The following is an 11364-nucleotide window of genomic DNA, read 5'->3' as shown; positions in this document are numbered from 1 at the left end:
TTTAGTTTACATCTCAAAAAAGATACTATATAAAATAGCTATACATAATCTCAAATCTGAGTAATTATATCATGTGCCCCCTCCGGGGGAGCTACGAATTGCGGATAATCACTTATAATAAAGTTTTTGTTTGTAGAATTGCTCTAGCCCTATCTATAGTTAGGGCTAAAGTCCTAATACGAGCTTTAATTATAATAACTATTTAACCGAACATGATATTAGTTATTTTCTAATTTTAGGAGTCATTTAAGTTATTAGTTATAATTAGAAAGGAGGAAAAAGTTTTTTTGAAGGCTAATTATCTTGATAATTTTTTCTTGATTGATATAAAATATGTCTTATAAAATAAAATACTATATAAGGAATTTGGAAACCAAGCCTCTACAATAAAATGTTACAACCTATTTGAGGATTTCTATATAACTCTTTCTGGTAAGAGCCATAGTTCCCAAATCTCTCTCTTTTTCTTTTCTTCCCTACTCCCTATTCCCTATTCCCTACTCCCTAATTTTAAATCAATGAAATGGTGGAAAAATCTTAAAAAAAATCCTTTAGCAAGATTTGGTGCATTATTACTATTAATTTTTTATCTAGTAGTAATTGCTGCTGACTTTATTGCTCCTTATGATCCCTACTCATCTCAACCCAACGGTTCCCTACTACCACCTACTCAAATTTACTGGCAAAACCAAGCAGGTGAATTTATTGGACCACACGTTTATCCCACAACTCAAGGACCAGTAGATTTAGAAACTGGACTGCGCGAATTAAACGTAGAGTTGGATAAACCATCCCCTCTCGGTTTATTTGTTAAAGGAACACCCTATAAACTCTTGGGTATTTTGCCCTGGGATAGACATTTATTCGGAACCACAGGTGAAGGGAAATTTAATTTATTAGGTACTGACGAACAAGCGCGAGACCAATTTAGCCGTTTACTTTTTGGCGGTAGGATTAGTTTATTTATTGGTTTAGTCGGAATTACAATCTATTTTCCCTTGGGAATGATTATTGGTGGAATTTCTGGTTACTTTGGTGGTTGGATAGATAGTATTTTGATGCGTTTTGCTGAAGTATTAATGACAATTCCAGGTATTTATTTATTAGTAGCACTTGCTGCTGTATTACCTCCTGGTTTAACCAGTGCCCAAAGATTTCTCTTAATTGTGGTCATTACTTCATTTATTAGTTGGGCAGGATTAGCTAGGGTCATTCGTGGACAAGTATTATCTATCAAAGAAAGAGAATTCGTACAAGCGGTAAGAGCAATGGGGGCGAATTCTTTTTATATTATTGTTCGTCATGTATTACCCCAAACGGCAACTTATGTAATTATTTCGGCAACTTTAGCTATTCCTAGCTTTATTATCTCAGAATCAGTTTTAAGTTTGATTGGTTTAGGTATTCAACAACCTGACCCCTCCTGGGGAAATATGTTATCTTTGGCCACCAATGCTTCTATTTTAGTATTACAACCTTGGTTAGTATGGCCTCCTGCATTATTGATTATTCTGACAGTATTAGCTTTTAATTTATTAGGAGATGGGTTGCGAGATGCTCTAGATCCAAGAAATTTGCAACGCTAATTTACCAATGGATAATTGATAATTAATAATGGATAATTACCTCTGGTTAAAACCGTGAGGGAATTGAATATAAGGAAATATCCTAGAACTTTTTTTCCCAAGAGAAAGGGTCGGCTAATAAAGCTGAATAATTAATAATTAGGGTTTGCTGAAAAAGTCTTTGAGTAGGGGTAGGAGTCAGGAGTCGTAGGGGCGATTTCCTGCGGAATGCTGCGCAAAGGCGAATTGCCCGTATCAGGATAAATGGGAATTTAGAGGAGGTCGTCGGAAAAATTCTCCCTTAATTTTTCTTTCCTAGTCAGCATAAAAGGCTAACTTTTTGAACCTTTTCGACCTAAAAGTTTGTACTTTTTCCAGACCTAAAAAGGCAGTTATTTTTATCTGTCAATGCTTTTAGATTTAATCAGCAAGCCCTAATTATTCGGTAAAGTTTAAACTGCAAAAAAGAAGAGGAATGAATTTAGACTATGTTGACACTTTTACAAATATCAAACTCTTCAGCTATATACTCACTCCCTTGGCTCTAACAGGGAGGAATTTTAGGGATTGCAATAGTTTTAGGATTCTTTTTATATCTGTTAGTATTCTCGGTTCTAAAGTTTTTCTTTCGCCGTTCCAGCAATGAAATAGGTATTTTAACTATAAATATTTTGCCAACTCCTCTACTAATACTTTTTGTACTAATTGTTTTTAAAGTATTAAGTTACAGTTTAAACTTGTTAGAAAATTTACCTTTAATTCACAGATTATTAACAGCCGGAATTATTGTTGTAACTACTTATTTAATGAATCAGTTATTTACTCAAGTAATTGCTTATTCTCTCGGCAAATATGCAGAAAAAACAGAAGCAGACTGGGATGATGTTTTAATTCCCTTAATTAAAAATACTCTGCCAATTTTAGTCTACTTGATAGGAAGTTTTTTATTCCTCCAAACATTAGGAATAGATTTAAGTGGGCTATGGGTCGCATTTGGTGGTATTTCATTTGTACTCGGTTTTGCACTGAAAGATATTTTATCTAACTTTTTTAGTGGTTTGGTATTATTAGTAGATACACCATTTAAATTTGGTGATGTGGTGGCTTTAGAAGATGGCTCAGTCGCTGTAATAAAATCTATTGGTATTAGGCTGACAACTTTATATTTAATTGAAAGTCATTGTGATTTGTTAGTGCCTAATGCTGCTTTACAAAGTCAAAAATTAATTAATTTTAGTCGCCCTAATTCTAGCTATTATTATACAATAATTATACCAATTAGAGCAGATAGCGACCCCAATCAAGCTATCAAAATTATTGAAGAAGTAATTTTGAGTCATCCAGATACATTAGGAGATATCAAGAAAAAGTTGGTAGCTATAGAAAATTTTTACAGGGTGACAGATCAATTATTAGAAGGTGAGACTCATCTTGTATCTAAAAAAGAAGCTGGTCGTCAACGTCTTATCGCAGAGGAAAAAGTTAAAGTTAAGCTAGAAGAAATTAAGCAAGCAATTACAGAGTTAGTTGGTAAAATTAAGTTTATGGAAATCCAGGGATTGGATTCGGGAGAAGTTAGAGAAATTCAAGGTTATTATTTAGATATAGTGAGAATGGTAGGGTTGGAAACAGTATCAGAAAAACAAAAAGGGCAAAAGTCATTATATTTGCAAGCATCACAGAATATGGGTGAAGATAATTTAATTAGTTTGCTAAGAAGTTGGTATCGAAACTGGCAGGATGACCCAGATTTGATTGATATAGATAATGAAGTTTTGGAAAATGAGTGGGAAAGAAAAATATATTTTTTAACAAAGAAAATGAACAAATTATTACAGCAAATTGTTAATGCTAATCGAAGTTTTTCAGAAACAAAATTGGATGATTATACCGAAGAATTATGGAAATGGATAGAAGAGAGATTTCAAACTTATGCTTTGTGGCAGTCTCCGAGAATTTGGATGCAAGATATGTCGGGAGTTGATGTTGGTCTTACTAATACTAATATGGCTGTGAAGTTTTTTGTTGATAATATTAAATTGGAACAATGTCAGCGTGGCAACCGTATCCGCAGCGAGGTTCATGGGGAAATTGTCCGGCGACTGAGACAAGCTTATTTCTACAGATAAATTGTTGTTTTTGGAGATATTTTACTCAAAAGTAGATGATGGTAAGCTGGTTTAGTATTGTATACTTAATAAGATTTTTCAGCGTTTCACTTTTTCCAACAATTTTCTGGTTTCGTTGTTGAATTCGCCGATCAACCTCATAAAAAATTATCATTTTTGTTGTTTTGATGCCAGAGTATACTATTATGTATGATGTTAGATATGTTTCAATAATTAATAATTAATAGTTGATAGTTGATTATTAATTATTACCTCTTCTGTAATAGAAGGATTTACTAAAAGGATTTTTTTCTTCTCTTGGTTGATTGGATATGGCGTTTTGCTGGCGCCAAGCTTTCCTGCAGAATGCTGCACAAACAACCGCTTTTTTCTCCATGAATGGAGAGGCTTTATACCTTAATTTTTTGGTAATTAATTTTGCATACCTGCTTATCAGTTAATAGTTATTGCAGAATAAATACAATAAATTTTAAACACATTTTTTCTCCTACAAAAAATGACTACTACTCTCAAATCTAAACAAAATTTAGCGACAAAATTAGTCAATGGAATTCTCTCTATTAAACCACTCGCTAATTTTGCTAAAACTCAAGCACGAAAGATGATTATTAAACGTGCAGAAAAAATTGGTGTTCCTTGGCGCAAACAAGCAAAAGAACTTTCAGAACGTAATTGGAATAGAGAATGGGAGGAGGTAAATAATCCTAATTTGACATATCCAGAATATTACCTCACTTCATTTCATGCTTATGAAAAAGGTAATATGAGTTGGCAAGCTGCAACAGAAGTTGAAGTAGCATCATTGGCAGTTCATGCAGGAATTTGGCGAGAAGAAGGTATTGGTGGAGATGCTAGACTTCGTAACAGTTTTCTTGATATTTTAAAAGCGGAAATTTCTACACCAAAAAATGTTTTAGATTTAGGATGTAGTGTAGGGTTAAATACTTTTCCTCTACAAAAAGTTTTCCCGGAAGCTAAGTTTACAGGTGTTGATTTATCACCCTATTTTTTAGCAGTTGGTTTATATCGTTCTCAACAGCAAAATTTGGATATTAATTGGGTTCATGCTCCTGCTGAAGCAACTGGTTTACCTGATGATTCTTTTGATTTGGTTTCTATCTGTTTGGTATGCCATGAATTACCACAATTTGCTACTCGAAAAATCTTTCGAGAGGTAAGGCGTTTATTACGTTCAAATGGTAGTATTGCTATTATGGATATGAATCCTAAATCTGAGGTTTATGCTACGATGGCTCCTCATATTTTTACTTTGTTGAAGAGTACGGAACCTTATTTGGATGAATATTTTTCTTTGGATATTGAAAAAGAGTTGGTTAATGCTGGTTTTTTAGCTCCGAAAATAGTTTGTAATACTCACCGTCACCGCACTATTATTGCTAGGGTTGATTGATATTCTGGTTGTAATTTTTGTTGTTAACTTGGAACAAACAGGGCTATTTCATTCTAGAATCAAGTTATGATTTTACTAGCTTTTAGAGATTGGTTGATATAACCTTCAATTCTTGAAAAGCCATAAGATTTTCTTTAATGCACAAAAATTAAGAAATTAGAGCGAAATAGCCCTGTGGAACAACAGAGATTGAAGAAAGTTAGCTGAAGTTTTCTATTGTTCTATTTTTAATTAGGGTCTGCTGAAAAATTTATGTTTGTTTGCAGCGAGGGAAGACTTTCACTGTTTAACTGAGAATAGTTTTCCCTTTATTAAATTGCAATATTTTGGATTAGTTTTGATCAGATGCTATCTGATTTGTTTTTACCTTTGAAAGTTATTTTGTTGAATAAAAGATCATGCATAAGGGCATATTAAACCAACTATATATTATGATATGACAATTTTTAGAGAAGTGCAATTGGTATCGGCAATTTTTTTCTAGAGCTTAATAAAATGAGAGTCTAATACTATAGTAATGTTCTGCATTCTCATCTTCTGCTCCTAAATTAATAGTTATAGAAATTTATCTGATAACTATTAGGCGATAAATCCATATTTCCAGTTAAGTTTTGAGTTAACAACCATAGTAAATAATATCCAATTCAAAAAGATAGTAGGAGAGTAGGGAATAGAAACTGTGACTCTTTAATTTTCTCCTATTGCCAAACCAAGGTCTCCTCTATCTACTACTCCCCAACTTAAGAAAATTAAGAATCTAGCGATCGCCATTAACTCTTTTTCCAGTTTGTGCAAGAATAGGGTTATTTTTTTGACTTTTTTTGAGTTTTTTAGCTTGGTTATTACTCGCATCTAAATTTGCTGTTGAATTAGATTTATTTGTCTCAGTTACAACTTCTTTGACTTGTAATTCTGACAATAATATACGACGTTTTCGCTGAGATTCTGAGTCATCCGGTTTAATAGCAATAGCGCGGTTATAACAAGCCAAAGCTTCTTGATAGCGTTTAATTTTTTCTAATACTATACCTTTTCTTCCCCAAGCTTCATAACTATTCTTATTAAGAGCAATTGTTTGGTCGTAAGCCGTCAAAGCTTTTTCATAACTTGACAATTTTTCTAATACCCGACCTTGACATAACCAACCTTCATAACGTTCCTTTTGAATAGCAATAGCATGATTACAAGAACTTAAAGCTTCCTCATACTTTTCTAACTTCAATAATGCTTCTGCTTTACCCAGAAAAGCTTGATAACATTGGGGATAAATTTTAATTGCTCGGTCGTAAGAATTAACTGCTGCCTCATGCTTTTCTAAAGCACCCAAAGCTACTCCTCTATTATGCCAAACCTCATAATCATCTGGCATTAATTTAATTGCTTGGTCGTAGCAATTAACTGCTTCTTTATATTTTTCCATTTGCCACAAAACAGCACCTTTATTGTACCAAAGTTCATATCTATCCGGTTGAATTTTTAATGCTTTGTCATAAGAATCAATTGCCTCAGTAAAAGATTGCAACCTTCCGAGTAAATTGCCTCTGTTATACCAAATTTCAAATTTATTTGGTTGAATTTTCAGAGCTTTATCAAAAGTAGCGATTGCCTCTTCATAACGCTCTAACCTTCCTAATAAAGCACCTAGATTATGTAAAATATCAACATTTTTAGGTTGAATTGAAAGAGCTTGTTGATATGAAACAAGTGCCTCATTATATTGTTGTAATTTCTTGAGTAAGATACCTCGGTTTAGCCAAATTTCTACATGATCTGGCTTAAGAGAAAGAGATTTATCATAAGAAGCTAATGCTTCAGAATAACGCTGCAATTTTACAAAAACATTGCCACGATTAAACCAATATTCAAATCTATCAGAATTAATTGCAGTTGCCCGATCGTAAGCAGTAAGAGCATCAGCATAACGCTGCAATTTTACAAAAACATTACCACGCTTAAACCAAGCTTCACTTAAACCTGAATTAAGAGAAATAGCTTTTTCAAAAGTTGCTAAAGCTTGATTATATTGACCTTCATAAAACTGCTTTTCTCCTAGTTTTAAATAATCATCAGCAATCATAGCAGGCTGTTTTTCAGAGGATTTTGATTCCTGAGTATTTTTAACAGATTTAGTTGTTGAATTGACAGGATAATTAATTTCTTTAAGAGCCTGATGTTTGGCTTCTTGAGCTTCGGAAATAATCACTTGTAGCTGCATTAAAAACTGAGACTTTAAAGCTTCTACTTGTTCTACAGATGATTTTGATATCTTAGCTTCTTGATGAATAAATTCAATTGACTTTTTGGCAGTAACTATGTGATTCTCTAATTCCGTAAATAATTTTTGGGATTGATTCAGATTTGATTCTAATTCACTAATTTTTTTTAACCGCTTATTGACTTCACCTACTAATTCTTTAATTACTAATCTTCTGACTAACCAAAAAAAGCTAATAGTTACAGGAGGTAATAAAGTGGCAACTAATAATAAACTATTTAATAAAGTAAGGGTAGGATTAAGATCGAGACTAGCTTCTGATTCTGCATCTGTTTGTAAAGCAATTTGATAAGCAACTTGCCGAAATTGATGATTATTTTTTGCTGACAATTCTACTATCTTTCCTAACCAACTATTGTTTAAAATTCCTCGAATTTGATGTAGGTTTGGAGTTGATAAAGCAGCCATAAGTTTAGGAGTATTATTGGCTTGAATGAGTAATCTTTCTGGAGGAGTAATTGATTGGGTTGAAGGCAAACTACTAATATTAATAGAGTCAGCAAGATTGCTATTTTCTGGTGCATTTGTCTGAGAGTAGGGATTAATATTAGGAGTAGCTTTTGCCTCAGCAGTTAAATTTTGGGAACTGAGAGCAGCAAGGGTTAAGATGGCTGTCTTAGAAAGATTCATATTTTGTTTATTTATCTATAATAGAGGTTAATTTTTATTGGTAAAGATTCCATGGAACTACAGGAGCTGTTTTTTATTTCTGTGGAGGAGAAAAATTATCTACCTGAGTTAAGAATGGAGTATACCTCTTTATTACAAGAGTTTGTTAAACTCACCCGGAAATTTATAAAGTTAAAAGTTAAAAATAAGATTTTATAGACTTTAAACTTTGATACTAAAGTAATTTTGGATAATTCTTAGAGATTGAATATATCAGGAAATATAAAAAGGAAATAGGGAACAGGGAACAGTTTATTAATGGATAATGGATAATGGATAATGGATAATTACCTCTCCCTAAAAGCAAGAGGATTGAAACTCTAAGGAAAAGATTTATTTTTTTCCCTTTGAAAGGGGAGGCTTTAAACCTGAATTATCTAATTATCTAATTATTTAATTGTTTAATTATTTCGGTAATAAGAAAGAAGAAATAAGAAATTAAGACAACTATTTGTCACTTAAAAATCTAGGAATAGTATGTACCTTTCTACCTCTGGATATTTACCAGATTTTAACCTTTTGAAGTCTTACCTATTTTAGATTTTAGTCACTCTAAGCTCTCTTAATATTTGTTTGACAAACAGTCTCTTATACATATAAAGTTTGTGGAATATTTACAGTGAATTAGTATCAGGAAAAAGTTAGAGGGAATCAAGGCAGAAGGAAGTAAAGAATCAAAGAAAGAAAAAATTGTTTGAGATAAGCCGATTCTAGGATTAATGAAAGCTAATTGTATTTCTCAGAGATTGTAGATTTTTCGGCAATAGGAAAAGAAGAAAAAAATTTATCTTATTAAGATGATAACCGCACTCAAAAGTTAAAAGTTCAAAGTAAGATGTGATAGATTCTAAAGTTTTAGAATATAGGTAAGCATTCAGCAGTCAGCTATCAGCTAATAGCTTCATTACAATATTGTGCTTCAATTCTCTGGTTAAAAATATAGTAGTATAGTAGAAATTCAGCAAATGTTTGCTTTATTAATTAAAAAGCTGTTAACGAAGTTCGGACCTAGGAGGCTAGCTAATAGCTAATAGCTGAATGCCTACGAATATAGTAATTTTGGAGAATTTTTCTACATCTAAGAGTTGGAAAGCATTTGTGAAATCTTTAAAGTGAATTAGTATCAGGAAAAACTAAGAGTGAATCAAGGTATACTGCTATGTTCTAGACTTTTCAGGAATACTTAAATTCTCACATCTAATTCCTGATTTTTATAAGCATAAATTTATCTCTAAAATATCAGTTTAGTAAATTTTTGGTATAGTGTTATGTCTTGTGGTTGGGGGAATAAATTTGGCTTGCGAGGAAACATGAAAAATAATACCATTGATAATGGTATAGTCATTTCAAATAAAGATGGAACACTTTTTCTGCTGAAACTATCTTATAACAATAAATACTTGTCTAAATCTAAATTAAAATGACTATATGTCCTAATGTATTTGCTTAGTGCTATACAAATAGGGAAGCTGGATGATAGCCGTTTCCTTTTTGTATAAACTTCTTTATAGACTGGTATAGATCAAGTAAAAAGTTAAATTATTGCTATTACTAAATTTGAGAGGAACAAGAATTTCCTCACAATAATCGCGACTGCTATATATAAAATTTTCCTTATTCTTGCTGCTTCCTTTTTCCTGATTCCTTACCTTTGCTATAATGCAGTATTCCTGCAATATTACTATTAGATTAAATGCCTATAAACAATTTTCCTAAAGTTACTGTTTGTTTGCCTACTTATAACTCTGGAGAATTTCTCCCTCAAGCAATAAATAGTATTCTTGAACAGACATTTACAGATTTTGAGCTAATTATTTATGATGACTGTTCTACTGATAATACTCCAGAAATCATTAGAAGTTATTTGCAGAAAGATAGTAGAATTAAATACTTACAAAATTCCCAAAACTTAGGACTTTTTCCTAATTGGAATCGTTGTTTAGAATTTGCTTCTGGAGAATATATTACTGTCTTTGCTCAGGATGATATGATGTTGCCAAAAAATTTAGAGCAAAAGGTAAAAATTCTAGACAAATACCAAAATGTCGGCTTAGTTACCTCCTCTATTATGGTAGTGGATAGTGAGAATAATTATCTTAATTGGGATTGGGCAAATTATGCTGAGAATAGCTTAGTTAATGGTGAAGAATGGGTAAGGAAAAATTTAGGAGAAGCTAATCCTATTTGTTGTCCGTTTGTATTGATAAGACGACAGGTTTTAGAGAAAGTTGGCGGGAAATTTAATGACAATTATGCTTTTGCTGCGGATTTAGAATTATGGTTAAGAATTGCTTTGGTTGCCGATCTATATTTTGTCAAAGAAATCTTGGGATATTATCGATGGCATGAAGGAAATAAAACTCACAGTTTTGATGATTTTTCTCAGATTAAAGAACATTTACAAATCTGTAGTAATTTAATTGATACTTTAAATTTATCACACTCAGAATTAAATGATTGGGAAAGCGAAGTGTTATCTCGAACTGTTAAATGGGTAAGTTATTATCGAATTTATCCTTATTTGGAAATGGGAAATTTTGATGAGGCTTTAAAGTTATCTGAATTACTAGAAAGTTGGCGGGGGAAGTCGGGAAAATTAGGTATTTCTGTGCAAGAGTTAGGCACTAGAATACAAGAAATTTTGCAAGTAAATTCTCGCCTCAAGTCTGAAGTTAATGAATATAGTTCCTGGGTGAAAAGTCTGGAAAAAGGGAAATTTAAACTGCAAGAAGATTCTCAGAGGTTGCATTCTTGGGTGGATAATCTTGAGCAAAAAAATTCTGCTTTAGAGGCAGAAAAATCTTGGCTAGAATCTCAGGTAAAAGCTTGGATGAAAACGGCGCAAAAGTATTATCAGAAAATCAAAGATAATGGGAATAGTCGAGAGACAAATTAGACTAATTTTCAGGCATTAATGCTACGCCGAATGTACTAATTTTTTTAGCTTGACTGGAAAATAGATACCAATATTGGATAGTTAGTAATTTGAGGATAGTAATTTAGGGTAGAGCTAGGAAAAAGCTGAACAGAAAAATCCTCCAATTCCCTCCTTTCCCAGAAATAGTAATTATTTGCCGACTCGAATTTTTACGAAAATATATAGGTAGTGGTTTGAGGATAGTAATTTAGGGAAAAAGCTGAACAGAAAAATCCTCCAATTCCCTCCTTTAACAGAAATAGTAATTATTTGCCGACTCGACTTTTTACGAAAATATATAGATAGTGATTTGAGGATAGTAATTTAGGGTGGAAATTCCGAAGAGCTGAACAGAAAAATCCTCCAATTCCCTCCTTTAACAGAAATAGTAATTATTT

At 32.4% G+C, this 11364-nt stretch carries 5 protein-coding genes; 4 read left to right on the top strand and 1 reads right to left on the bottom strand.

The window, feature by feature from the left end:
* Nucleotides 1–518: 518 nt before the first annotated feature.
* The 3 genes from ACP6PK_RS04415 (at nucleotide 519) to ACP6PK_RS04405 (ending at nucleotide 5105) form a co-directional block, all read left to right on the top strand.
* Complete coding sequence (locus ACP6PK_RS04415) at nucleotides 519–1586, top strand: ABC transporter permease (protein ID WP_426558099.1); 1068 nt, start codon at nucleotides 519–521, stop codon at nucleotides 1584–1586.
* A gap of 650 nt (nucleotides 1587–2236) precedes the next feature.
* Nucleotides 2237–3694 carry a mechanosensitive ion channel family protein gene (locus ACP6PK_RS04410; RefSeq protein ID WP_426558097.1) on the top strand — a complete coding sequence of 486 codons (1458 nt, stop codon included), beginning with the start codon at nucleotides 2237–2239 and terminating at the stop codon, nucleotides 3692–3694.
* 496 nt (nucleotides 3695–4190) lie between these two features.
* The gene (locus tag ACP6PK_RS04405; RefSeq protein ID WP_426558095.1) at nucleotides 4191–5105 is read left to right on the top strand and encodes a class I SAM-dependent methyltransferase; all 915 of its coding nucleotides are present in this window, start codon (nucleotides 4191–4193) and stop codon (nucleotides 5103–5105) included.
* A gap of 757 nt (nucleotides 5106–5862) precedes the next feature.
* Here the strand turns inward: ACP6PK_RS04405 and ACP6PK_RS04400 are convergent.
* Nucleotides 5863–8010, bottom strand: a complete 2148-nt coding sequence (locus ACP6PK_RS04400) for a tetratricopeptide repeat protein (RefSeq protein WP_426558093.1) — start codon at nucleotides 8008–8010, stop codon at nucleotides 5863–5865.
* A 1732-nt stretch (nucleotides 8011–9742) separates the two neighbouring features.
* Here ACP6PK_RS04400 and ACP6PK_RS04395 point away from each other — a divergent pair.
* A complete protein-coding gene (locus ACP6PK_RS04395) occupies nucleotides 9743–10945 on the top strand; it encodes a glycosyltransferase family 2 protein (protein WP_426558091.1) in 1203 nt (400 codons plus the stop codon).
* Nucleotides 10946–11364 lie beyond the last annotated feature (419 nt).

The organism is Dapis hubbardiae BLCC-M172 (genome assembly GCF_050016015.1).
In the GTDB taxonomy this organism is placed as follows: Bacteria; Cyanobacteriota; Cyanobacteriia; order Cyanobacteriales; family Microcoleaceae; genus Trichodesmium.
Note: the sequence above shows the minus strand (reverse complement) of the source record. Positions and strands in the feature narration are given on the sequence as shown.

Coding starts and splice junctions, on each gene's coding strand:
- ACP6PK_RS04415 (WP_426558099.1), top strand. CDS start 519: ATGAAATGGTGGAAAAATCTTAAAAAAAATCCTTTAGCAAGATTTGGT.
- ACP6PK_RS04405 (WP_426558095.1), top strand. CDS start 4,191: ATGACTACTACTCTCAAATCTAAACAAAATTTAGCGACAAAATTAGTC.
- ACP6PK_RS04400 (WP_426558093.1), bottom strand. CDS start 8,010: ATGAATCTTTCTAAGACAGCCATCTTAACCCTTGCTGCTCTCAGTTCC.
- ACP6PK_RS04395 (WP_426558091.1), top strand. CDS start 9,743: ATGCCTATAAACAATTTTCCTAAAGTTACTGTTTGTTTGCCTACTTAT.